The sequence below is a fragment of the Clostridium sp. YIM B02555 genome (assembly GCF_022320955.1).
GTDB lineage: Bacteria > Bacillota > Clostridia > Clostridiales > Clostridiaceae > Clostridium > Clostridium saccharoperbutylacetonicum.
Window position 1 is genome coordinate 93,049 of the sequence record NZ_JAKJJY010000007.1, and the last position, 25,884, is coordinate 118,932.

The 25,884-nt window shown below is 30.1% G+C and carries 25 protein-coding genes; 22 read left to right on the plus strand and 3 right to left on the minus strand.

All coding sequences use genetic code 11. From position 1 onward, the window contains the following. Positions 1–54 precede the first annotated feature (54 nt). The 7 genes from L3B98_RS11980 (at position 55) to L3B98_RS12010 (ending at position 10,618) form a co-directional block, all read left to right on the plus strand. The gene (locus tag L3B98_RS11980; RefSeq protein ID WP_238916782.1) at positions 55–1,173 is read left to right on the plus strand and encodes a GntR family transcriptional regulator; all 1,119 of its coding nucleotides are present in this window, start codon (positions 55–57) and stop codon (positions 1,171–1,173) included. A gap of 387 nt (positions 1,174–1,560) precedes the next feature. Then, positions 1,561–2,832, plus strand: a complete 1,272-nt coding sequence (locus tag L3B98_RS11985; RefSeq protein ID WP_238916783.1) for a glycoside hydrolase family 125 protein — start codon at positions 1,561–1,563, stop codon at positions 2,830–2,832. Between the two features lie 81 nt (positions 2,833–2,913). After that, positions 2,914–4,290 (plus strand): ABC transporter substrate-binding protein, encoded by a 1,377-nt coding sequence (locus tag L3B98_RS11990; RefSeq protein ID WP_238916784.1) that lies wholly within the window; start codon positions 2,914–2,916, stop codon positions 4,288–4,290. Positions 4,291–4,518: 228 nt separating this feature from the next. After that, on the plus strand, positions 4,519–5,418 hold the full coding sequence (locus L3B98_RS11995) for a sugar ABC transporter permease (RefSeq protein WP_238916785.1): 900 nt from the start codon (positions 4,519–4,521) through the stop codon (positions 5,416–5,418). A 15-nt stretch (positions 5,419–5,433) separates the two neighbouring features. After that, positions 5,434–6,270, plus strand: a complete 837-nt coding sequence (locus L3B98_RS12000) for a carbohydrate ABC transporter permease (protein WP_015394162.1) — start codon at positions 5,434–5,436, stop codon at positions 6,268–6,270. A gap of 156 nt (positions 6,271–6,426) precedes the next feature. Continuing rightward, complete coding sequence (locus L3B98_RS12005) at positions 6,427–9,543, plus strand: alpha-mannosidase (RefSeq protein WP_238916786.1); 3,117 nt, start codon at positions 6,427–6,429, stop codon at positions 9,541–9,543. A gap of 193 nt (positions 9,544–9,736) precedes the next feature. Continuing rightward, the gene (locus L3B98_RS12010; protein ID WP_238916787.1) at positions 9,737–10,618 is read left to right on the plus strand and encodes an ROK family protein; all 882 of its coding nucleotides are present in this window, start codon (positions 9,737–9,739) and stop codon (positions 10,616–10,618) included. Positions 10,619–10,694: 76 nt separating this feature from the next. Here L3B98_RS12010 and L3B98_RS12015 read toward each other — a convergent pair whose 3' ends face one another. Continuing rightward, positions 10,695–11,267: a Uma2 family endonuclease gene (locus L3B98_RS12015; RefSeq protein WP_238916788.1), complete on the minus strand. Its 573-nt coding sequence runs from the start codon at positions 11,265–11,267 to the stop codon at positions 10,695–10,697. Positions 11,268–11,472: 205 nt separating this feature from the next. Here L3B98_RS12015 and L3B98_RS12020 point away from each other — a divergent pair, with 205 nt between their 5' ends. Further along, positions 11,473–11,718: a hypothetical protein gene (locus tag L3B98_RS12020; RefSeq protein ID WP_238916789.1), complete on the plus strand. Its 246-nt coding sequence runs from the start codon at positions 11,473–11,475 to the stop codon at positions 11,716–11,718. Positions 11,719–11,757: 39 nt separating this feature from the next. On the opposite strand, the gene L3B98_RS12025 is transcribed toward L3B98_RS12020, so the two are convergent. After that, the gene (locus L3B98_RS12025; protein WP_238916790.1) at positions 11,758–12,171 is read right to left on the minus strand and encodes a hypothetical protein; all 414 of its coding nucleotides are present in this window, start codon (positions 12,169–12,171) and stop codon (positions 11,758–11,760) included. Between the two features lie 359 nt (positions 12,172–12,530). On the opposite strand from L3B98_RS12025, the gene L3B98_RS12030 reads away from it, so the two are divergent. Continuing rightward, positions 12,531–13,142, plus strand: coding sequence for a superoxide dismutase (locus tag L3B98_RS12030; protein ID WP_238916791.1), 612 nt, complete (start codon positions 12,531–12,533; stop codon positions 13,140–13,142). Positions 13,143–13,259: 117 nt separating this feature from the next. Here the strand turns inward: L3B98_RS12030 and L3B98_RS12035 are convergent, their stop codons facing one another. Beyond that, on the minus strand, positions 13,260–15,008 hold the full coding sequence (locus tag L3B98_RS12035) for an HD domain-containing phosphohydrolase (RefSeq protein ID WP_238916792.1): 1,749 nt from the start codon (positions 15,006–15,008) through the stop codon (positions 13,260–13,262). Positions 15,009–15,206: 198 nt separating this feature from the next. On the opposite strand from L3B98_RS12035, the gene msrB reads away from it, so the two are divergent. From msrB to tatC, 13 genes are all read left to right on the plus strand, one after another. Then, positions 15,207–15,659, plus strand: a complete 453-nt coding sequence (msrB, locus tag L3B98_RS12040; RefSeq protein WP_238916793.1) for a peptide-methionine (R)-S-oxide reductase MsrB — start codon at positions 15,207–15,209, stop codon at positions 15,657–15,659. A gap of 198 nt (positions 15,660–15,857) precedes the next feature. Beyond that, entirely contained in the window at positions 15,858–17,396 is a 1,539-nt protein-coding gene (locus L3B98_RS12045; RefSeq protein ID WP_238916794.1) for a rhomboid family intramembrane serine protease, read from the plus strand. 318 nt (positions 17,397–17,714) lie between these two features. Then, positions 17,715–18,224: a hypothetical protein gene (locus L3B98_RS12050; protein ID WP_238916795.1), complete on the plus strand. Its 510-nt coding sequence runs from the start codon at positions 17,715–17,717 to the stop codon at positions 18,222–18,224. A 176-nt stretch (positions 18,225–18,400) separates the two neighbouring features. Further along, a complete protein-coding gene (locus L3B98_RS12055) occupies positions 18,401–18,958 on the plus strand; it encodes an RNA ligase family protein (protein ID WP_238916796.1) in 558 nt (185 codons plus the stop codon). A 163-nt stretch (positions 18,959–19,121) separates the two neighbouring features. Next, positions 19,122–19,640, plus strand: coding sequence for a 2'-5' RNA ligase family protein (locus tag L3B98_RS12060; RefSeq protein ID WP_238916797.1), 519 nt, complete (start codon positions 19,122–19,124; stop codon positions 19,638–19,640). 459 nt (positions 19,641–20,099) lie between these two features. Further along, complete coding sequence (locus L3B98_RS12065; RefSeq protein ID WP_238916798.1) at positions 20,100–21,092, plus strand: hydrogenase small subunit; 993 nt, start codon at positions 20,100–20,102, stop codon at positions 21,090–21,092. A 101-nt stretch (positions 21,093–21,193) separates the two neighbouring features. Then, the gene (locus tag L3B98_RS12070) at positions 21,194–22,612 is read left to right on the plus strand and encodes a nickel-dependent hydrogenase large subunit (RefSeq protein WP_238916799.1); all 1,419 of its coding nucleotides are present in this window, start codon (positions 21,194–21,196) and stop codon (positions 22,610–22,612) included. A gap of 2 nt (positions 22,613–22,614) precedes the next feature. After that, a complete protein-coding gene (locus tag L3B98_RS12075) occupies positions 22,615–23,088 on the plus strand; it encodes a HyaD/HybD family hydrogenase maturation endopeptidase (RefSeq protein ID WP_238916800.1) in 474 nt (157 codons plus the stop codon). 10 nt (positions 23,089–23,098) lie between these two features. Then, positions 23,099–23,440, plus strand: a complete 342-nt coding sequence (gene hypA, locus L3B98_RS12080) for a hydrogenase maturation nickel metallochaperone HypA (RefSeq protein WP_017810450.1) — start codon at positions 23,099–23,101, stop codon at positions 23,438–23,440. Positions 23,441–23,442: 2 nt separating this feature from the next. After that, positions 23,443–24,102 (plus strand): hydrogenase nickel incorporation protein HypB, encoded by a 660-nt coding sequence (gene hypB, locus L3B98_RS12085; protein ID WP_238916801.1) that lies wholly within the window; start codon positions 23,443–23,445, stop codon positions 24,100–24,102. A gap of 28 nt (positions 24,103–24,130) precedes the next feature. Further along, the gene (locus L3B98_RS12090; RefSeq protein ID WP_015394138.1) at positions 24,131–24,358 is read left to right on the plus strand and encodes a twin-arginine translocase TatA/TatE family subunit; all 228 of its coding nucleotides are present in this window, start codon (positions 24,131–24,133) and stop codon (positions 24,356–24,358) included. A gap of 10 nt (positions 24,359–24,368) precedes the next feature. Continuing rightward, positions 24,369–25,100: a twin-arginine translocase subunit TatC gene (locus L3B98_RS12095; protein ID WP_238916802.1), complete on the plus strand. Its 732-nt coding sequence runs from the start codon at positions 24,369–24,371 to the stop codon at positions 25,098–25,100. Positions 25,101–25,116: 16 nt separating this feature from the next. After that, entirely contained in the window at positions 25,117–25,848 is a 732-nt protein-coding gene (gene tatC / locus L3B98_RS12100) for a twin-arginine translocase subunit TatC (protein WP_015394136.1), read from the plus strand. Positions 25,849–25,884: the final 36 nt, after the last annotated feature.

Here is a 25,884-nt window from a genome sequence, read left to right on the forward strand (position 1 = left end):
TTATATGTCTATATTTTAAATAATATTTTATTAATGATCAGGAGATATATTTATATGAATGATAATCAGCCACTGTATCAAAAATTATACAATTCTTTATATGATAAAATTGTGAGTGGCGAATATTCTGAGGGAGAAAAATTGCCCACAGAAAAAGAACTCGCAGCACAATTTAATGTTAGTAATATTACAAGCAAAAAAGCACTTGAGATGCTTGCTGATAATGGATTAATAACACGAGTGCCAGGAAAAGGTTCTTTTGTTATGAAATATACTGAAGATAAAGAAAATATACATAAGGGAGAAGCACATTCACCAATTATTGGTGTTGTTCTTTCTGATTTTTCTGAGAGTTATGGAACGAATTTATTATCTGGAATTGAACAAGAAGCAACTAAAAACAACTGCTTTATAGTTCCAAGACGTTCCTATGGTAATCAGGATTTAGAAAATGATGCAATTGATTCACTGGTGGACATGGGGGTAGACGGAATAATTGTAATGCCAGTTCATGGAGAACATTATAATCCTAAAATACTGAAGCTTATAATTGAAGGATATCCACTTGTTTTAATGGATTGCGATTTAAAGGGTATTCCAGCAGCATTTGTTGGAACTGAAAATGTAGAGGCTGCAAAAATGGCAGCAGATTATCTTTTAGAACAGGGGCATAGAAAAATTAGCTTTATGTCTACTAATCCTAAAGATACTACGACTATCGAGGAGAGAATACAAGGTTTTATAATTAGTCACGCAGAACATGGCGTTAAAGTTGATGAAACTCTATGGGAAACTAATTTAATGAGTACTTTACCAGGGATGGATAGCGATAATAATATCGAAGCAGATTGTGATAAAATCAAGAATTTAATTTTAGACAATCCAGATATAACTTGTGTATTTGTAACAGAATATAATTTAGCACTATTAGTAATGCGCGTCTTAAAATCGCTAAATAAAAAAGTGCCAGAAGATATATCTATACTTTGCTTTGATGGTCCATATAATAGCATGGGAGATTATTTTTTTACTCATATACGTCAAAAGGAAAAGGAAATTGGCAGTACAGCAATACAGTTTGTGCTTAAGCTTTTAAAAGGGGAAGTAATAGAGAAAACTTATCTTAAAGCTATACTCGTTATTGGTCAGTCAGTTAAAGAAATTCATGATTAATAGGAAAATAAATAATTATAGAAATAAAAAGGTGTTACTAATCTATTTATTAAATAGAGTTGTAGCACCTTTTTTAATACCTAGAAAGTAAAGAATTAAAGGATCTGAGGGGCTTATGAAATCAAAGGTTATCTTTTGTTTTATATATGGCTAAAGGGAATAAAACGGCTAAGGGATTAAGTTGGTCGAGAAGCAAGAGTAAGCTATTAGCTATGATTGAGTAAATATAACAAATAAAAAATACATTTAGTATATTTAATATACTAAATGTATTTAGATTGACATAAAATAGACAATGTTTATTTAAAAAGTATAATTAATATATTGACTTTGGCAAAATTGGAATATATAATATAGTCAAGTAAGAAAAAACATGGTGAAAGGAGAGTGAAGATATTGAATATATCAGAAATTGTTCTACAATATGTTGATGATATTGCAGAGCAATTAGACACAAGTTTTAAGAAAACGTTTAAAAATTGTTATCTTAGTACACTTGCCACTACAACAAGTATTTTAGAAGATGGTACTACGTTTATTTTAACAGGAGATATTCCTGCTATGTGGTTAAGGGATTCTTCTGCTCAAGTAAGACACTATTTACCATTAGTCAATAAAGATCCTCAAATTGCACGAGTTGTTGAAGGGTTGATTAAACGGCAAATCATGTATATAGGGATTGATCCTTATGCAAATGCTTTCAATATGGAGCCAAGCAATCATGGAATGAAGGAAGACTTAACTCTTCAAAACCCATGGGTATGGGAGAGAAAGTATGAGATAGACTCACTTTGTTATCCGATTCAGCTTGCTTATCAATATTGGAAAGTTAGTGGTAGTAAAGAAGTTTTTGATGAAGCTTTTTATAAAGTAATGAATACAATAATTAATTTATGGAAAGTTGAACAGCACCATTATGAAAAATCTGAGTATAGATTTCAAAGAGAAAATTGTCCAGATACAGATACTCTTCCAAACGAAGGAAAGGGAGCACCACTTGATTATACAGGAATGACATGGTCAGGCTTTAGACCAAGTGATGATGCTTGTACATATGGATATAATATTCCTTCAAATATGTTTGCAGTAGTTGTACTTAAATTTATGGAGGAAATTGCAGCTTCAATTTATAAAGATAAGAATTTAGAGACTAGAGCCATAGAACTAAGAAAAGAAATTGAACAAGGAATACTTTCCTTTGGAATTATTGAAACAGAAGAATTTGGAAAAATATATGCTTTCGAAACTGATGGTATGGGTAATTATAATTTAATGGATGATGCAAATGTTCCAAATCTACTTTCTATTCCTTATTTAGGATATGCATCAGTAGATGATGAGATTTATCAAAATACACGTAGATTTGTTTTAAGCAACAAAAATCCATATTATTATGAAGGTAAATACGCTAAAGGGGTAGGAAGTCCTCATACTCCTGCTGGAAACATTTGGCCAATTGGTTTGATGATGCAGGCTATGACTTCAATTGATCCTGAGGAAATAAGTAAGCTTATTCAAATGATCATAGAAACAGATGATGGAAGAGAATGTATGCATGAGAGCTTTAATCCTAATGATCCTCATGATTTTACAAGAAGCTGGTTCGCTTGGGCAGATTCGCTTTTTGCTGAACTTATTATTAAAGTTTTTGTAGATTAATTTGATATATTAACCTCATTATATTGTATATAGTGAAGTTTATATAAATATTCCATGATAAGTAAAAATAGGAGGGACTTTATGTTAAGTAGAAAAATGTTAAAAAAGATTTCGTTATTAGTAACAGGTATTATAATGACAAGTTCTTTGGTTGCGTGTGGAAGCTCAAGTGACAAAGCTGCTAGTTCAAATCAATCATCAGATGGAGCTATAACACTTAAATTTACTTACAGAGATGATGGTTCTGACACTTATAAAAAATGGATTGAAGAAGTTAATAAAAAATATAACAATCCTAAGGTTAAGGTTGTTGCTGCACCAATCACTGCATCAGAAGGTGATTATTTTACCAAAATTGCATTAGCATTAAAATCTGGTGAAAATTGCCCTGATATTGTAACAGAAGATACCTTTATGTTAAATTCAGATGCAAGTGCTGGATATTTAGAAGATCTAACCTCTCAATTAAATAGTTGGTCAGATTGGACAAACCAATTTAATGAGCCTTTAAAGAAAGGTGTTACTGCCTCAGATGGAAAGGTTTACGCTGTGCCATATAGCACGGATTCAAGAGGACTTTGGTACAATAAAGAAGTCTTTAAAAAAGCAGGATTGCCTGAAAACTGGCAACCAAAAACATGGGATGAGATTTTACAAGCATGTGCAACAATTAAAGAAAAGTGCCCAGATGTAGTTCCATTCTGGATGAATTCAGGAAAAGCTACTGGCGAAGCTACAAGTATGCAGACTTATGAAATGCTTCTTTATGGTGCTGGTGGTACCCTTTATGATTCAGACAGCAAAAAATGGGTTGTAAAGAGTAATGAAATGACAGAGGCACTTAACTTTGTTGATACAATTTATCAAAAGGGATATGGTCCATCTCTTTCCCTAGTTCTTAATGGAGAAGCAGGAAATACTTTTGCTCGTCAGTATATGCCTAAGGATAAAGTTGGTATTGGCTTAGATGGATATTGGACGTCAGGTAATTGGGCAAAGGGTGGTCCTGCTGAATGGGCAGATTATACTAATAAAGTTGGATTTGCACCTATGCCTACAAGTAAAGGACAAGAGCCAAAAACTGTAACTATGGCAGGTGGATGGTCACTTGCAATTCCTAAACAAAGTAAAAACAAAGATGCAGCTATGGAATTTGTAAAATTTGCTATGAATAAAGAAAATATGCTTACATTAGATAAAGCAGCAGGCTTCCTTACTACTCGTAAAGATGTAGCAGAAGATAAGGATTTTATGGCTATACCATTTAATCAACAAGCTAATGATATGTTAAAAAATGCAATATTTAGACCAGCAGTAGATAAATATCCTTCAGTATCAACTGAAATTCAATCAATGGTTGAAGCAGTTGCATCTGGAACAAAACCAGCTGATGCTATAGCAAAATATGCACAAAATGTAACGAGAATCGCTGGAGATGATAAGGTGACTGATAAATAAAAATTAATATAAACGGGCAGGGCCTGTATATGAAACTGCTCGTTTATACTTGTTTTGAATATATAAATAGCACTAAAAGTATTTAAATACATATTTTAGTTTGGTAATGTAGCGGTATTATTGCAAACTATATAGTTCATATAAGAGAAATGAATTAACGTTTATTAATTTTGAAAATTTCCAGGCATTTTGCCTGAGTACATATATATTGTAAGGAGGGTTAAAAGAATGAGTGCTGCTGGAGTTATGTCTTCGCTATTTAACAAAAAATCGAAATTTGGAAAATATATTTTTCTTTTGCCTGCAGTTTCACTTTTGTTATTATTTTTTATTTTTCCTATTGTATTAACTGTAATTTTTTCGTTTTCAAATTTGTCCTTGACAGGAAGTCAAGCTCAGGATTTTAAGTTTATAGGCTTAGAAAATTACAGACAGATGTTAAAGGATACTCAAGTATTTAAAAGTATAGTTAACACACTTGTTTTCTTAGTTTGCTCTTCTTTGATAGGACAACAGGTATTTGGGTTTCTTATTGCAGTTTTAATGAAAAATAAAAATACAATCTTCAGAAGAGTTGTAGGAAGTATAGTTCTTTCTGGTTGGGTTATGCCAGAAGTTGTTTGTGCACTTTGCATGGCTAACTTTTTAAATGATGCTGGTACTCTTAATTCAATAATTAATGCTTTTGGTGGTACACCAGTATCATGGCTTTTTAAATATCCTATGCTTAGTATTGTTATTGCTAATGCATGGCATGGTACAGCATTTTCAATGTTAGTATATCAAGCTGCCTTAGATGATGTTCCAACGGATATTGAAGAAGCAGCAGTAGTTGATGGTGCATCTAATATAGCCATTTTATTTAAAATAATTTTACCTAATATAAAAGGTTCTATTATAACTAATATGATGTTAAATACACTTTCTACTCTTGGTGTCTTTGGATTGATTTATATGATGACTGGTGGAGGGCCAGGAGATTCAACAACAACGCTTCCATTGCTAATGTATAATGATGCATTTGGTAGTTTCCAAATTGGTTATGGTACTGCAATATCAATGATACTTCTAACAATTGGTGTAATATTAGGTGTTATCTATGTAAAAGCATCTAAAGTAAAAATTTAAAGGCAGGTAAGACGTATGAATATGAAATGGAGAAGAAGAATTTTTGGAAAAGTATTTCCTTATGCAATTCTTAGTATAATTGGTGTTTGTTTTTTCCTTCCATTGCTATGGGTAATAGTAGCTTCATTTGATAGCAGTGCATCTCAGGCACTTCAGATACCAAAAAATATAACTTTGGGTAATTATATTGATGTATTGAAAAATCAAACTAATCAACGTTCGTTTGTTATAGGATTGTTAATCTCTATTTTACAAACAGTATTTGTTGTTGTCGTGTCAGGTTTGTGTGCATATCCACTTTCTAGATATCAGATGAAGCACAAAAAAATGTTTATGTATTCTGTACTTTTTATGACTTCACTTCCTATAACAGCATTAATGGTACCTGTTTATCAGCTTTTTATAACTATAAAGCTATATGATAATATCTTTGGAGTAATTTTATTCCTAACAGCTTCAGCGCTACCTTATGCTATTTGGATGATGAAAAATTTTATGGATTCAGTTTCAATAGAGCTTGAAGAAGCAGCTTGGGTTGATGGAGCAGGTGTGTTTACAGCCTTAAGAAAAATTATTACACCTGTTATGCTTCCAGGAATTTTTACTGTAGCTATCTATACTTTTTCTGGCAGCTGGGGAAACTTCTTTGTTCCATACATCTTAATTAGTACTACTGAAAAGTACCCAGCATCTGTTATGCTATATCAGTTTTTTGGAAATCATGGCATGATTGCTTATGGACCTTTAGCAGCATATTCCGTGCTTTATGCAGCACCATCTATACTGCTATATATAATTTCTCAAAAATATATGTCAAAAGGATTCAGCATGCAAGGTGCAGCTAAAGGATAATAGATAAATTTTTTATACATTATGAATCCTATCAAAGTTGTAACTTAATAGATACCTTTGATAGGATTTTATTTATATAAGGCATATTTAAAAAATATCAAATCAATTTACATAAATACTAATAAAAATATTTAGTTTGAAAGTTTGGTGATTTTAATGTTTAGAAAAGAACGTATTCGTATACTTTGCAATGAATTAAAAAAATTATCGTCTGTTACATCTTTTGATATAACTAAATGGAAGAAAAAAGAAGGCTTTTATCTTAGACCACAGGATGCTGAAATGGATCAAACTCCATGGGAGGAATTTGATAGTAAGAATATGATTTGGATGGGAAAAGATAAACATTCTTGGTTTACAACTGAATTTACTGTACCAGAAGAATATTCAAATAAAGCAGTATATTTAATTATAAAAACACAAATTGATGAAGCAGAGGATATGAGAAATCCTCAATTTTTAGCCTTTATAAATGATATTCCTGTTCAAGGTGTAGATATGAACCATAGGGAAATACTAATTACTGAAAGTGCAAAGCCAAAACAAAAGTATAAAGTTGATTTACAAGCTTATACTGGAACCCTACACGTTGAACTATTGCTTATAGGACATGTTACTCAAGTTGATGAGCAGATATTAAAATTATATCATGATTTTAATGTACCTTTATGTATAGCTGAAAAGCTTGAAGAGGATAATAGTGCAAAAATGTCTCTTGAGGTTGAGCTTGAGAAGGCTGCTGATTTATTAGATCTTCGTATGCCATATTCACAGTCTTTTTATTCCTCTATTAAGAAAACAGAAGAATATCTTGAGAAAACTGTATATGGTACACTTGCTGATCATAGTGAAGTGATAGCTAGTTGTATTGGGCATACTCATATAGATGTAGCTTGGTTGTGGACAGTAAGTCAAACTAGAGAAAAGGTTGCTAGAAGTTTTTCAACTGTTTTAAAATTAATGAATGAGTATCCAGAATATAAATTTATGTCAAGTCAACCTCAATTATATGAATTTTTAAAAGATCGTTATCCAGAAATTTATGGAAAGTTAAAAGAGAAGGTATTAGAAAAGCGATGGGAACCTGAAGGCGGAATGTGGGTTGAAGCAGATTGTAACTTAACGTCTGGAGAATCTCTAGTTAGACAGTTTATATATGGAAAGAAATTCTTTAAAGAAGAATTTGATGTAGATAGCAAAATTCTTTGGCTCCCAGATGTATTTGGATATTCAGCTGCATTACCTCAAATTATGAAAAAATGTGGAATAGAATATTTTATGACAACTAAAATTGCGTGGAATGAATTTAATAAATTTCCTTATGACACATTTTGGTGGCATGGCATTGATGGTACACCTATATTTACACATTTGATTACAACAAAAGGCATAGATCAAGCAAAAGAAAGCTTTTTTACAACTTATAATGGTATGTTACATCCAGCAGCTTTAATGGGTGGCTGGGACAGATATCAACAAAAAGAGTTAAATAATGATATTCTTGTATGTTACGGTTATGGAGATGGTGGTGGCGGGCCAACTCGCGAAATGCTTGAAAACGGTAGAAGATTAGAAAAAGGAATTATTGGCGCACCAAGAGTTAAACAGGAATTCTCAAAAAATTATTTTGACAAGCTTTATAGAGCTTTAACTGATAATCCTGATGTGCCAGAGTGGATTGGAGAGCTTTATCTAGAGTATCATCGTGGAACTTATACCTCAATGGCTAGAAATAAACGCAGTAACCGTAAGAGTGAATTTGCACTAATGGATTTAGAAATGCTTTCAGTTTGGGCTGAAAAATATGGTATGCCTTATCCTAAAGAAGAAATTGATTCAATATGGAAGACAGTTTTACTTAATCAGTTCCATGATATTCTGCCTGGTTCAGCAATTAAAGAAGCCTATGATGTTACAAAGTTAGAATATGAAGAAATTAAAAATAAAGTTGAAGCTTTAACTAATGAACGATTAAATTTAATTGCTTCAAAATTAGGAGCGGGTAAAGAACATATTGCTGTTATTAATACTTTGTCCTTTAGGCGTAGTGATAAAATTTTGTTAGAAGATTTTAATAAAAATGCAACTGAATTAATAAGTGAAGCTGGTGATGTTTTCCCAGTACAAAAAACTCAAGAGGGTAAGCTGGTAGTATGGGTTAAAGACATTCCAGCAAAGGGGCTTAAGTTGTTTAAATTTAATGACGGTACAAATCATGAAAGTCCATTTAATATTACTGATGAAGGTATAGAAACGCCTTATTATAAAATAAGTATAGATTCTGCAGGTTTCTTTACATCACTTCTTGATAAAACTTCCAACCGTGAAGTTTTAAAAGCTGGAGAAAAGGGAAATGTATTTAGAGTTTATGAGGATAAACCAAGAGAATTTGATAACTGGAATATTGATATTTATTACAATAGAAAATCATGGATTGCAGATGAAGTTACAAGGCTGGAATGGATAGAAAATGGCCCTGTCCAAGCAGTTTTACTAACTGAAAGGAACTATTGCAATTCATTAATAAGGCAAAAAGTTTATTTTTATGCTAACTCTAATAGAATTGACTTTGAAACTTATGTAGATTGGAAAGAGCATCAGCAGCTTATGAAGGTTGAATTCCCAATAGATGTTAATGCTAATGAAGCAACCTATGATATTCAATTTGGAAATTTGACAAGGCCAACTCATGGTAATACCAGCTGGGATAAAGCAAAATTTGAGGTATGTGCACATAAATGGGCAGATATATCCGATGGTGGGTATGGTGTAAGTCTTTTAAATGACTGTAAATATGGCTATGGCATAAAAAATCAGCTTATGACCTTATCACTTATAAAATCAGGAATAGAACCTAATTTAACAACTGACCAAGAAGAACATTGGTTTACGTATTCAATACTACCACATAAGGGAAATTGGAAAAAAGGTTCTACTGTAAAGGAAGCCTATATGCTAAATCTTCCTCTTTTGACCAGCTATCCAGAGAGCAGCAATGAAGTGAAAAATGAAAGTACAAGTCTTATTGAGTTGGATGCTGAAAATATAGTTCTTGAAACTATAAAGAAAGCCGAAGATGGAAATGGTACTATTATTAGAATTTATGAATTTGAAAATAAGTGTACACAAGTGAAAGCATGTCTAGATATGAGTTGTAACAAAGTAATAGAATGTAACTTACTTGAAGAAGAAATTTTATGCGTTGCTGAAAATACAAATGAATTTACCTTTGATATTAAGCCTTATGAAATCAAGACTTTTAGAATAATGTAATATATATTTTACAATGTTCAATTATAGATATCCAAAGCAAGAATTAGACTTATGCAACAATCACCGAAATATGATACAGTTATCTTCCACAGGACTAGTGAAATTTTTGCTGGAAGGTTCTAAATGTGGGCTTGTCGTCTCAATTCTCACTTTTTCTCTTTCAAGGAAATTGAAATCAAGGAGGTTAAGTATAATGAATAAAATAGGAATAGATATTGGAGGCACTCAATTAAGATGTGCTATCTTTGACGAAGATGGACAGCTTATTAAAAAAGTGAAATTTAATAATGAAGTAGAACTTGGATGTACTGCAAATTTGGATAAATTAATCGATTTTGTTAATGAGGAAAAAAACAATTATCAATTTAATGGAGTTGGAATTGGTTGTCCAGGTCCATTAGATATTAGAAAAGGTAAAATTCTAAATCCTGTGAATTTAGTTGGATGGAATGACTTTGAAATAGTTAAATACTTTGAAGAAAAAACACTTTTAAAAACTAAACTCAATAATGATGCTAATGTTGCAGGATTAGCTGAAGCTATTTATGGAGCTGGGAAAGGCTCCGAAGCAGTATTTTTCATTACAATTTCAACTGGAGTAGGCGGTGCATATATACTTGATAATAAAATAATAGCAGGAGCTAATTCAGCAGCTGCTGAAATTAACAATATTATTATTAATGAAGATAAATATTCGCACAATGGTTTAAATGCAGGAGGATTAGAAGGTCAATGCAGCGGTACTAATATTGCAAGAATCGCCAGTGAAAAGCTAAATAGAAAGTTAAATGCTGAAGAGGTTTTTGAATTGTATTATTCAAAGAATGAGGTGGCGATAAAGGTTATAGAAGATTTTTGTGAAAATATGGCTAAGGGAATTGCTAATATATGTGCAGTAGTTGATCCAGATATTTTTATAATAGGAGGCTCTGTTGCAATTCATAATCCTAAAATAATTGACCTTATAAAAGAAAAAACTATGTCCAAGGTTTTTTATCCTGAAAATTTAAAAATAGAGTTAGCTAAATTCCAAGATGATGCTGGTTTAATAGGAGCTTCACATTTAATTAACTAATTAATAAGTTGTTATGTAAAGTCATCAGGACTACCTTTTTAGGTAGTCCTAATTAGTTTGGAATGCAAAATAACAATTATATATCAATTGATTTAAAGTCTATTTCTAGATTATCATAGATATTTACCTTAACTGTATCATAAAAGGTATAAGCTGTAGGAGCGTCGTATCCATGTTCAGTTAGTACATAAACTAATATGTTCTTCTTCATTGGGTTTATTATCCAATATTCCTTAACTTCAAACTTTTCATAAAGGTTTAATTTTCTTACATAATCATTACTAGGATTATAAGCTGAAATAACCTCGACAATCATATCAGGTGAACCAGTGCAACCTTTATCCGTTAATTTATTTTTATCACATATAACTGATATATCTGGTTGAACTATATTTTTACTATTAATTGCATCTTCATCGTTATTTTTAAGTATAACGTCAAAGGGCGCAGGATAAACTTTACAAGTGCCATTATTGCTCTCAATATATTGTCTTATTTTATAAAGTATTTCAGTTATAATTTCTTGATGTATTCTACTTGGAGCTGGGCTCATATTAATAATTTCTCCTTCTATTATTTCAATTCTTTCATTTTCATCAAAGGTTAGATAATCTTTATAAGTATAAGTTTTTAGTTTATCTATCAACATGAAAAAACCTCCTTGGGTTATAGTATTGCCTAATAATTAATTATTTAAAATTTTTCATAATCTTTAATAAAATAATAGCATTAAATAAGCATAAATTCTACAAGGAAAGAATTTATGCTTTAATGAAGTGTGGTTTCAAATACATTAATTTGGAAAATATGATATAATTAAGTAATTATGTTTTGAAAAATTGGAGGATTGTTAAATGAAAATTTTAAATAAATTAGGTCCATGGATTAAATTACTCATAGGTGTGCTAATGCCAATATCTTATGATATTTTTCATGTTAATTTCAATGTATTCATTGCAATATTTATAATTTTAGAAATAGTAATGATAGCATTTGATGTATTTTTACATTTAAAAGGTAAAAGAAAAATATCAATGGATACTATAGTAATATATATATTTTATAATTTGATAGCTGCAAGAATTATTTACTATTTCTAGAGTCAGAAGAATGAGGAAGCTACAATATTAAACATCTTGTTACACAGCTTTTTTAGTTATAATTGCCTTAATATTTAAAGCAATACATATCAAACTTATAGCAAGACCAGTCATTGATATATTAGTAAATAATGCACCATTTCCATAAACTTTTATTAAACTAAAAAAGCAATAGCTAGGACCAATATCACCACCATCAATTAAGAATACATTAAAAAGTATGTATGTTAATAAACCAAGGTAAAATACAAGTTTTCGTCTTTTATTTCCTTCATTACAATTCTTAGAAACATAGATTATGCCGGAAATTAATATAATAAGATTGTAAATTAAAAAAGGAAGAAAAAAGATTAGTCTTATCCAGCCTATATTAAAAATATACGAAAAAATTCCAATTATAACTGTAAATATTAACAATGTTAAATCAATTGGTTGTTGTTTTATTTTTATCAATTCTAATCATCCCCTAATATCATAAGTTGATGTTTATCTGCCAAAACAGAATAACATTTGTTTAATTATATACTACATAACTATAAAATTTATATTACTTAATATAATTATATTTCGAAAATATTTTAAATAGTTTAGATATAATATTGAAAACTAGAGAAATTTTATAAAGAATTATTGTACTTAGAGCTTATAAAAATAGGCTCTTATATTTTTGAAAATTATTTAAAAGAGAAAAATCTCATTTGAACTTACATTATAACAAAATAAATTTAAAATATTATCAAATAGTATTGATTATTATTCTCAATAGTGTTAATATTTAAACATAGAAAATAAACGTTTGGAGGTTGAACAAAATGAAACATGAATTACCACAATTAGAATATAAATATAACGCTTTAGAGCCATATATAGATGAAAATACAATGACAATACATCATTCAAAACATCATGCGACTTATGTAAATAACTTGAATGCAGCCCTTGAAAATTATCCAGAGCTTCAAAATAAATCTGTTGAAGAATTGGTTAAGGATTTAGAAAGTGTTCCAGCAGATATAAGAACTGCTGTTAGAAATAATGGAGGAGGTCACTTTAATCATTCTCTATTTTGGAAGTTGTTATCACCAAATGGAGGAAAGGAAAAAGGAGCTCTATTAGAAGCAATAAATGCAAAGTTTGGAAGCTTTGATGCCTTTAAAGAAACTTTTGCAAAAGCTGCTGCTACAAGATTTGGTAGTGGATGGGCCTGGCTAGTAGTTAACAAGGATAAGGAGTTAGAAGTTGTATCTACAGCAAATCAAGATTCTCCAGTTAGCGAAGGCTTGAAACCAGTACTAGCACTAGATGTCTGGGAACATGCATATTACTTAAAATATCAAAACAGAAGACCAGATTATGTTGGCGCATGGTGGAGTGTTGTTAATTGGGATTTTGCTAATAAGTTATATGAAGAAGCAGTGAAATAAAATTTATTTTATAAAAAGTCTACTTGGAAAGTTCTCCAAGTAGACTTTTTGAGTTTGTGAAAGTTACAATTATTCTTTAAATATTGTTAATTGTGCCTGAATTAATAAGTTGAAAACTTATGTACGAATAAGTACTTTTTCTAATAAGACTCGAACAATTTCAGGATCAAACTGGCTTCCAGAATATTTCTTTAGTTCATTTATAGCAGCTTCTTCGCTTAGGCTTTTGTTTGAAGTCATATATACATAGGCATCAGCAACAGCTAAAATTCGCCCTTCAATTGATATTTCTTCTCCTTTTAACCCTTTTGGATATCCTTTCCCATCCCATCTTTCATGATGTTCAAGAACATAATTAGCTATACTCGCAAATTCATTTACTGCTCGTAATATTTGATAGCCTACTTCTGAATGCCTATTAAACTCTTGCAATTCTTCTTCATTTAGAGGCTTCGGGTTATTTAGTAAGTCTTTGCTAATGGATATTTTGCCTATATCATGCATAAGACCAGCCAGTCCAATTTGCTCTAACTGTTCATTATCAAAATTCAAAGCTTTTCCAATTAATTTGCAAATTCCACTTACTTTTTTACTATGAACTACTTCTATTTTACTTTTTTTATGTAAAGAATTCATAATTAAATCGATTGTATTCTTCCTCATAGCAGGACTTTCAATAAGTTTATTTTTATACATGTCTTCTTCAGCTTTTTTAAATATTTCATCTATATCTTCAAACTTATTTTTCTTAACAGCAGCACCTATTGAAATAGATAAAATAACAGTATCTGATTTCTCATCATTAATAGCAGCTTTTATATTATTGATGATTTTTTCTGTTGAAATTTCATTTGTATTAGAGAGGAGAATGACAAATTCATCGCCACCTATTCTGCTTACAATTCCATTTGGCAGACATTCTATTTTTAGTATATTAGCAATTCTCTGTAAAAGTGCATCGCCAGCTTTATGTCCAAAGGCATCATTTATAAGTTTTAAACCATTAACATCAGCTATAATTAAAGCTAGTGGAATTTTTTCCTCAATATTTAATCGCCGAAGTTCTGCTTCATAAAATCTTCTGTTATATAAACCAGTAAGTTGATCATGATAACTTAAATATAATATTTCTTTTTCAGCTTTTTTACGTTCAGAGATATTTCTAACAATACTAAGCAGAATTCGCTTATCGCCTATTGTAGAACCTCTTGAACTTACCTCAACAGGTATTGAAGTCCCATCCTTTAAATAGTGCATGGTTTCAAATATGATTCCTTCTGCATCAGCATCTTCCATTTGATCTATTATTTTTTGATGCCGTTCAATATGTCTTAAGTCAAACACACTAAGCTTTGTAAATTCTTCAAACGTATATCCATATATTTTTATAGCTGCATCATTTACTTCAAGAATATGTCCATCTTTATTGACAAATAATATGGCATCATTAGCATTTTCGGCTAAAATTTTATATTTTTGAAGTCGCTCTGTCAGTTTATTATTTTCTATTTCAATTTGTGTTTTTTTATCAATTTCTTCTTCTAATAGGGCATTTATATCTTGCATTTTTTCTTTTGAATTAATTACTTCGCTCATTTCATTGGATATAAGAGTAAAAATTATAATTGCTGTTATAAGTACATAAAACCATCCTTTTACAATAGCTATGATAATTATTGTACCTGGGTCATGAACAAATAGTTCAACTAAGTTATCTGATAATAAAATCCACAAACTTCCTATAATAAAATAAATAAGTGTAATTTTTAAAGCTCTACCTTGCAGAGAATTATCTTTTCTAAATATAATTTTTTTTGAGAATTCACCAAAGAAATTATTAATATTATTAGAATCTCTTTTTCTCATAAAATCTCACCTCCATACGGAAACATATACCAATTAATTATATTGTAATTCATATTTATAATGTTTACCATATTCTATTTTTTAAGAATGCAATATATTAAAAATATGTTTTGATTTTTATTAAATTTGATATGATATAATGTGATTAAATATATAGTAAAGAAAAATTAGCATTATACGTTTTGAGGAGGTAGTAAAATGGATGAGAAGTATGTAAAAAAGTCACTTAAAGAATTAAAAGAAAAATTAACTGAAATACAATATAGAGTAACACAAGAAAATGCCACAGAAGCGCCCTTTAAGAATGAGTACGATAAATTTTTTGAAAAAGGAATATATGTTGATATAACAACAGGAGAGCCTTTATTTATTTCTTCTGATAAGTTTGATTCAGGTTGTGGATGGCCTGCCTTTTCAAAGCCTATAACAAGAAAAGTTATTAAGGAAAAAAAGGATGAAAGTCATGGTATGGTGCGAACAGAGGTAAGAAGTAATATTGGCGATGCTCACTTAGGTCACGTATTTAATGATGGCCCTAAAGATGCAGGAGGGTTACGATATTGCATTAATTCAGCAGCACTTAAATTTATTCCTATAGATAAAATGAAGGAATTAGGTTATGAAGAATATTTAGATGAATTAGATAGTTAAAAAGCTTTTTAGGAAATAAGTATGAAAAAACGAAAGAATAAAGCTAGCGAAAATAACTGCAACTGTTTATTAGACAATTGCAGTTATTTTCATTTATGGATTAGTAAATGAATCAGTTAGAAAATGTTCAATTGTATTAATAGAAATTATGTTATGGTATAATGTGGTTATGCTTTTGAGGGATATAAGGGGGATTTTATGTATACAAATGAAATTAAAATGATAATGAAGAGTTTCACTCAGTATAAGGATTTTATGCCTTTATGTGATGAGGAAAATAAAATAAGAATAGATGAAAAAGACAATATAATGATAAAAGATTATTATGGCACAATGATTGTTTTAGAATTAATGAATGGAGATCTATTTTCAGAAGAAGAAATAAAACAATATTTCATAGACGTGAAGGAAAAGCTTCTGGGTATTAAGAAGAACACAATTGTATATTACTTTGGAATGTTTATTTTCGATAGAGACCCACCAATAGAGAAGGTTAAGATTATTGAAGATAATCAAGTTGATAAAGTAGCAGGTAATAAATATTTAAGAAGTATGGTTGTGGATCTTGAAAAGCAAAGTGTTGTGAGTTATTTAAATGCTAAAAGAGATAAATTTTGCGTAAAAGAACATTTAGAAAGGTATTTTGATGAATATAAGAAAATTGATACATCTACATCAAGTTTTGAAGAAATTGTGGAGAAGAAGAGGATGGAATCTAATGTTGAATTTAAGAGTAAAGACTCAATAATTACATATATACTGATTGCTTTAAATCTTTTTATTTTTGTCATAATGGGGATATATTCACGGGAGAGAGGTATAGATTATAATCAACTTCTATTTGAATTTGGAAGTAAAGAAAATACTAGTATAATACAAGGGCAATATTGGAGATTTATTACACCAATGTTTTTACATGCTAACATAATGCACGTAGCATTAAATTGCTATTCATTATATTTAATAGGTAAACTTTCTGAAAGAATTTTTGGAAAAACAAAGTTTATAACTATATATTTTGTAGCTGGAATTTTAGGTAATATATTTAGCTTTGCATTTAATTCAAATCCTGGAGTAGGAGCATCAGGAGCTATTTTTGGATTATTTGGAGCTGTTCTTTTTAAATGTATAGAGAAACCTGCATTATTTAAGTCTGGATTAGGCCCAAACATCCTTGGAGTAATATTAATAAGTTTATTTTATGGATTTAGTAAATCTGGAATAGATAACTTTGCACATTTAGGAGGTCTTATTGGAGGCTTCACCGTTGCAGGAATTTTAAATGAATCGAAAAAGAGGTTGTTGTACTTTAATAGATATGCCTATTTACTACTAGCACTTATAATAACCACATCAACAGTTTGGTGGGGATTTAATAACATTCAAAGTAAAACAATAAGATTAGCAATGCAACTAGAGCAAGATTACAAAGCACAAAATTGGAAGGCAGTTGAAAGTAATTCTAAGGAAATTTTGGCATCAAATCCGGATAAGAATATGAAAACTTATGTTTTGAAATCTATTATTAATGCAGATATATTTTTAATGAAGTATGATGATGCTGTTAATTATTCAAAGAACTTAATTGAATTAGACCCTAAAGATGGGCATTACTGTCTAGGAATAGTATATTATAATGCGAAAAAATTAGATTTAGCAAAAGAAGAGATGCTTAAAGCAAAATCATTTGGAGCTAATTATGATAACGTGGATACAATATTAAAAAGTATTAAGTAATTTTATATTTAAATGTCATGAAGCACTATCACCTCGAATTGAAATTTTAGAGAGTTTGGCAGAGAAGGAAGTAGAAGAATTGTTAAGCTAAGTAACAATATGTTGAGGAGAAAACATGGATAAATACTGCAATATGGGCTGAAGTGATTTTATAAGATAAAAAAATGCTAACTTGTAACATAGATGAAAGGTATGAATAGCTAAGGCAATTGGTTATAAAATTAGATGTAGAGCTTTAAAAATGAAATTATTATGAAATAAATGGAAATTGTAGCTTAAAGTGTTAGTAATACAAAGTATAATATGATGGGGGAAATAATGAAAAGAATTATTCTAAATGATCAAATCACAGTAATACCATCAATAGATGAATGGATGTCAATCAATAATGGAATAATTACTTCTATTGAAAATGTAAGTATCTTAAATAATAGTATCTTCGAAAAAGCTGTTTCCTATTGTATTGACCAAAAAGCTCTTAATACACAAAAAACGTTGGGAGTTTTAGAAAAACGTAATTATAGAAGAAGAGAGACCTTTTGGCCAACAATAATATATTGGCCAAAAGGATGTCCTAAAATTGAAGAAGGATATTGTTCAACATTAGAAGAAAGATTATTTTTCAGAGTTTATTTTCATACATTTAAATGTTTTAAATGTGGATTAAGTGCAGATGGATATGCTTTGGAAAGGGATTCGTACATATTCAAAGAAGATGAACTAAATAGAGTTTATAATTCTTTTGATTTCTTTTCTTTAAAATGTCCAAATTGTAGTGATAATATGCATAGTCCTGGCATTGTAGAATTTACAAATATATTTAACTAAGGTTTGTTGAATATGATAACAATAATGGATAAACTATTTATTTGGGAGAGGCTGTGGATAGTTAAGGCTTAGTTGTCTAACTTAAAAAATAGGAATACTGAATATTAATTATAGCTTACAACTTACTTCTTGGCGGTGATGGATTCGAAAATTAACTAACAAGGAGTGTATCAATTATGAGAAAGATAAAAACAATTTTTAAAAGAGACCTTAAAACAAGAAAGGTGTTAGATTCTTTTGATGTAGAATTTAACTTTAAAGATGCAATAGCTACTGAAAAGTTAGATGGGACTAATGTGAGATTAACACTTAGAAATGAAACTTGTGTTAGAGTTGAGAAGAGAAGAAATCCAACTAAAGAACAAAAGAAGTTGGGTATTATAGAGCCTTGGTATGTTGACTGCGAAGAAGCTCCAGAGAATAAGTGGATTATAGATGCTGTTAAAAACACTAGTTTTATAGGCGTAGCAGATGGCGAATATTCTGGAGAGGCTTTAGGAAAAAGCATTCAAGGCAATCCTTTAAATTTAGAAGGTCATACTGTATTTTTATTTACTGTTCCATCTAAATTAGAAAGAATTGTGTTCGACGATGTACCTACTACTTATAATGAACTAAAGGAATGGTTACCTAAACAGAAATCTAAGTTTGGTAACAATTGTGGGATAGAGGGAATTGTTTGGCATAACTTAATTAATGGTGATATGGTAAAGATAAAATTAAAAGACTTCTAAATCTTTTAATTGATTAAATATAAGTAGTTGTAAGCTACAATTAGTTTTCAGTTTATTTTTAATAGTTGAGAGTGACTAATTTTAAGAAAAACACTACAATTCTTATATATAAAACATTATCTTTAGATACTAAGATATTAAAAAAATCAAATGATGATAAGGAGTGATTTTTTTGAAAAGGGCAATAATTTTATTTCCTAATTTCGATAATATTAATATTATTAAAAGTATAAGAGAAAAGTATGATCCACTTGCAAATTGCATTGAACCACATATAACTATTGTTTTTCCATTTGATAGTGATATATCAACAGATGATTTGAAATCACATTTTAATAAGGTATTAAAAGGAGTAAAAAAGTTTAATGTTAAATTAAAGGATTTTACAGGAGATTTTAGAGATGGGTATTTGTTTCTTAATGTAAAGAAGGGAAATGACAATATAATTGAACTGCATGATAAATTATACAGTGGAATATTAGAGTATTTTTTATTTAGGAAAGTAACATATTGTCCTCATTTAACTGTAGGTAGATTACATAAAGAGAGTGAGTTTGATAAAGCTCTTGATGAATTAAGAAGCTTAGACGAAAGTTTTGAAATCATAATTGATAAAATATATATTGAAAATATTGATATTATGGAACATTCTACAATTGAATTCTCATTTGATTTGGAATAAGTTTTCCTTAAATAAGGAAAGTATATAATTTTATATCGGGAAGTAGATGGATTTTATTGAGTTTATGGTAAGGAAGGGATAACTTTCAGGATAATGACAATGACGAATTGGAAGTAATTTATATTTAAATGAATAATTATGAAAAGAGTGAAAAGTGCTTATCTTAGTCGGATGGGGCACTTTTTTCTTTGCTTTTAATTTTTATATCAAGGCTAAGTAATTTGACTTGAATTTTTAAAGGATATAAGAAAAAATGGTGAAATAGGAAAATGTGGAACGTATTTTTTTAGAAAATTCTCAGCAAATTCTCTGCAAACTCTCAGCAAATTCCAAGGATTTTTATGTATAATTTAACAATATATTGGATATATATTAAATTTATGGTAAAATCAATACAATAACATATGTTATAAAACCGTGCATGGAATTATATAAAAAATAACAAAAGGGAGTATTATTATGAAAATTAGCAGAAGAGAATTTTTAAAATGGTCTGTAGCAGCAGCAGTTGCTCTAAACATTGATTTAGATATGGATAGAGTGAATACAGTACTTGCAGCAGAAACAGATCCACCAGTTATATGGTTAAATGGATCAGGTTGTTCAGGATGTACAATTTCAACGTTAAATGTTACTAATCCAACTACTATTGATAATGTACTTTCAAGCAAAATTAGTTTAAAGTATGATACTACACTTATGACAGCAGCGGGAAATACTGCAATGGATACTCTTGAAGAATGTGCTACCACTTATAATGGACAATTTATACTTGTAGTTGAAGGTGCAGTGCCAACAGGTGAAAGTGGAAACTATTGTATAATTGGTGAGCAGAATGGTTCTCCATTAACAATGGAGCAAGCTGTATTAAAATATGGACCTATGGCAAAATATGTGGTGGCAGCTGGAACTTGTGCTTCCTTTGGTGGAGTATCAGGTGCAAGCAGTGCAACTGGATGTAAATCAGTATCAACAGTGTTAAGTGGTAAAACAACCAATCCTGTAATAAATCTTTCAGGATGCCCAGTTCATCCAACAGTTATGGTACAAACATTACTTGACCTTATTTTAACAGGAGCACCAGCTGTAGATTCAAATAATAGACCAACAAAATATTATGGTACTACAGTTCACAAACAATGCGAAAGAAGAGGAAAAGAAAAGGTAAAACAACCGGGTATATATGGATGTTATGGATCCATAGGATGTAAAGGCCCTCAATGTTCAAATGTATGTCCTAGCATGAAATGGAATAATGGAGTTAGTTTCTGTATAGCAGCAAATCAGCCATGTATGGGGTGTGCAAATCCAGCTTTCCCTACAAATCCATTAATAGATGTTGTTTCTGGTGCCACTAAAAAAGCAAATAATGATGAAGAGTCCAATGAAAAAAACCAAAAAGACAAAACTAAAGTAGATACTGTGTCAGGTGCTACACTTAAAAAAGGATAAATGTAACTGAAATTTAAGCAATAAAAAAGATATGATTGAAGTTATTTACTTAACATAAATGGCTACTAAATTAGCAAGTTCAGACGAAAGGGATGATATAAATGAGTACAATAACATTAGATCCAATTACAAGATTGGAAGGACATTTAAAGATTAATGTAGCGCTTGACTCAAGTAATACTGTAACTGCAGCTCAAGCTTCAGGAGGGCTTTATCGAGATTTTGAAAATCTTCTTTTAAATAGAGTGCCAAAGGACGCAGCTTTTTTAACACAAAGAATATGTGGATTATGTCCTGTCTCCCATGCAATATCTTCAGCAAAAGCAGTAGAACAAGCAGCTAAATTTACTCCGAATTTACAAGGAATGCTTCTAAGAAACCTTATACAAGGATCAAATTATATTTCAGATCATATATTACATTTCTACCATTTAGCATTAATGGATTATGTTAAAGGTCCACAATCACATCCATGGACTCCAACGTATGGTCAAGACTACAGATTTAATTCAACTGATAACCAAACTTTAGTTGATAATTACATAAAAGCATTATCAATTAGAAGAAAAGCTCATGAAATGGGAGCAATATTTGGTGGAAAGCTTCCACACGCTGCTTCTATTGTTCCAGGCGGTGTAACTGCAATACCTTCAGCAGCAGATATAACTAAGTTTAAAAGCAATTTAAGCGAAATAACAACTTTTATTACAAACACATATCAAGCTGATGTTAATAAGTTGGCATCAACGTATAGTGATTATTATAAGATAGGAAAAGGTTATGGCAATTTAATCGCATATGGTGTGTTTGATACAGATACAAATGGAACTAAATTATTCCCACAAGGTACTGTAACTAATGGGGTTATAGGTAGCTTTAGTCAAGATAATATTAAAGAATACGTAGGTCATTCATGGTACTCATCACAGTCAGGAACAAATCCAGCTTCTGAAAGTACAACACCAAGTTATGGAAAATCAGGAGCATATACTTGGCTTAAGGCGCCAAGATATAATGGACAACCTTATGAAGCAGGTCCACTAGCAAGGGCATGGATAAGTGGATATTATAAAAAAGGTGTATCAGTTATGGATAGACATATGGCAAGATACACTGAAACTGCTAAGATTGCAAATAATCTTAGTAAATGGATTGATCAAATACAAGTTGATACAAGTGGATATACTGATATAGGGACTCCAGCTTCAGGAAGTGGAATTGGATTAACAGAAGCACCAAGAGGAGCACTAGGACATTGGGTATCAGTAGCAAGTTCAAAGATATCAAAATATCAAATTATCACTCCAACTTGTTGGAATGCATCACCAATGGATGATAGTGGTAATGTTGGCCCAATTGAAAAAGCTTTAATAGGAACAACCATAGCAGATATAACCCAGCCAGTTGAATTATTAAGAATTGTTCACTCTTTTGACCCATGTACAGGATGTTCAGTGCATGTAATGTCACCAGATGGAGTGGAAATGTCTAAGTTCATAATACAACCTTTAGGAATTTAATTATGAATAGTACTGTCATTATTGGAATAGGAAATATACTTTTAAAAGATGACGGTGTAGGAGTTTGTGTTATAAATCAATTAGAAAAGGAAAATCTTCCATCTGCTATTGAATTAGTAGATGGAGGTACTTCTACATTAGATACATTAAGTTATTTTTTAGAATATAACAAGGTGATAATTATAGATTGCTTAAAAGCAGGATATAAGCCAGGAACTATTTATAAAATTAATCCAGAGGATATTAACGGTTATAAAAAGGAAAATTTATCAATACATGATGTTCAGATATTAGATGTAGTTCAAATGGCAAATATGCTTGGTAAATTCCCTAAAGTTGTAATATTTGGGATAGAACCTGAAGAAATATGTTTAGATACTGAAATAACTGAAACCATGAAAAATAAAATTCCTGAAATCATAAAACATATTAAAGCTGAGCTTAATAGGAAAGAAGATGAACTAAATATAGGATAGGTGAATGCTTATGCATGAAGTATCAATTATAGAAAATACCATAAAAATTGTTCAAGAAAAGGCAAAGGAAAATAACTTAAAGAATGTATCTAAAATAACTATAAAAATTGGAGAGCTTTCTGGCGTAATGTCAGAATCTTTGGAATTTGCATTTCAAGGTATGTCAAAAGGAACTATAGTTGAAGATGCAAAGTTATTAATAGAAAAAGTTGATGCCAAAGCCTTGTGTGATGATTGTAATATTACATTTGAAATAGATCATTTTAATAAATTATGTCCAAACTGTAATAAGTTCTCCACTAATATCTTAAGTGGATATGAGCTTTATGTTAGTACAATTGAAGGAGAATAGAGATGAGTGAAATTAAAGTAGTAACCAATATACTTCAAACAAATGATGAAATAACTGCCAAAAACAAAAAAATATTAGATGAAAAAAGAATTTATGTTGTTAATTTAATGAGTTCACCAGGTTCAGGTAAAACTTCAATACTTGAAAAAGTTATTGCTAAATTAAAGAATGAAATAAAAATTGCTGTAATAGAAGGTGATATTTATACAACTAAGGATGCAGAAAGAATTGAAGCACAAGGCATACCAGTTGTACAAATAAATACAGGTGGAGCATGTCATTTAGATGGAGATATGATCAAAAATTCACTGGATTCATTAAATTTAGATAGCATGGAGCTTCTTGTAATAGAAAATGTAGGAAACCTTGTGTGTCCTGCTGAATTTGAGATTGGTGAAGATATCAAAGTTAGTGTTTTAAGCACCACAGAAGGAAATGATAAGCCACTTAAGTATCCTTTAATGTTTGAAAAAAGTGGAGCAGTTATTTTAAATAAAATAGACTTGTTGCCATTTACTAATTTTAACAAAGAAGAATTTTATAAAGATATAAAGTCTTTAAATGCTAATGCTGTAACCTTTGAAACAAATTGTATAAAAGATGAAGGAATAGATGAATTTTGTTCATGGTTAAAGGACAAGGTTATTGAAAAAAGAAAATAATAAATAGGATTTTAGGAGGAAGAGTAATATGCCAAGAATAGGATTTCCAGAATTAATAGTTATATTAGTAATTGCTTTAGTAATTTTTGGACCAGGAAAACTTCCATCAGTAGGTAAATCTATTGGAGAAGCAATTAAAGAGTTTAAGAAAGCATCAAATGATTTAACAAAGAATGATGATGATATTGCTGCTACTGAAGCAAAAACTGAAGAGATAAAAGAAGAAAAGAAAGACGAGAAAAAAGAAGAAAAGTAGGAGTGAAGGTATGGTAAAGAGTGAACAGATTGTTCATATAGCACATGTTCTAGAGAAATTCAGAAAAGTAATAATAGGAATATTTGCTATTGTTATTATTGCCACAGCAGCAATGTATTTTCAGGTGGATTATATTATAAAGATTTTAATTAAACCACTTAATGGGATTGATTTATATTTTATGACTCCTGTTGAAGGCTTTATGGCAAAAATGAAGGTCGCATTTTTAGGCGGAGTTATAGTTTCTTCTCCTATAATAACTTATTTATTAATATCTATCGGAGCTTCAAAAATTGATAAGAAAGTTAGAAGGTTGCTTTATTTTGTTATAATTCCACTTGCTGTAGCACTATTTATAGGCGGCATTTTATTTGGATACAAATTTTTACTGCCATCAACTATAGGTTTCTTATTAGATTGTGGAAATGATTTTATGAAAGCAACTTTATCAGGCAGCGACTATTTTTCTTTTATAGGAACATTGCTATTGACTATAGGTATACTGTTTGAACTTCCACTCATACTCATTGCTTTGTCAAGACTCAGAATAGTTAATAGTAAAATGTTAAAAACCAAGAGAAAGTTTGCTGTAATGTTATCACTAATTACTGTAGCAATTGTTTCCCCTTCATTAGATGCTGTAACTTTTATTTTAGTAACTATGCCTATAATAGCTTTATATGAAATTAGCATTTGGTGTATTTACTTATTAGAAAAAAGAGATAGGGCGCATAAATACTGATTTTAGAGGTGATTATATGGCTGATGAAAATATAAAAGATATGTCTGTGGTGGATCACCTTAGAGAGTTAAGAAAGAGATTAATAATAAGCATTATATTTGTGGCTATAGCAGCAGGAGTAATATATGATAAGGTTTATTACTTAATAGAAATATTGATGTATCCTATAAAGAAGTTTGATTTAAATCTTGTCTATTTTTCAATAACAGAGGGATTTGTAACTAGAATGGAGTTAGCAATATTCACTGGTACTATAGCTGTAAGTCCAATTATAATATATGAAATTGCAGCATTTGTTAATCCAGGGCTCACTAAGAAAGAAAAAAAATTATTATATATAAATTTATATTTTATAGTTATCTTATTTCTTTTTGGTATGTTTTTTGGATACATATTATTAATACCACTAATCTTAAATTTTCTTATATCGTATGGGCAAGAGTATATGAATCCACTACTTTCAGGAAGAACATATTTCAGTTTCATAGGCATTTTTTGTTTTTTCATAGGCGTAGTATTTTTGATGCCTTATGCAATTGTAATTTTAGGAAAAATGTCATTGTTAAGTTCTAAAATTCTTAAAAAGTGGAGAAAATATATCATTTTCTTTGCTTTAACTTTAGAAGGTTTGTTCTTGTCGAATGCAGGATTATTTACTTGCATATTAACAATTTTACCCATAATAATACTATATGAAACAAGTATATGGATTGTTTATTTTATAGAAAAAAGAAAGAAGAAAGAGTAGAGTTTCGTATTTGAAACTCTACTCTACATTAAAAGA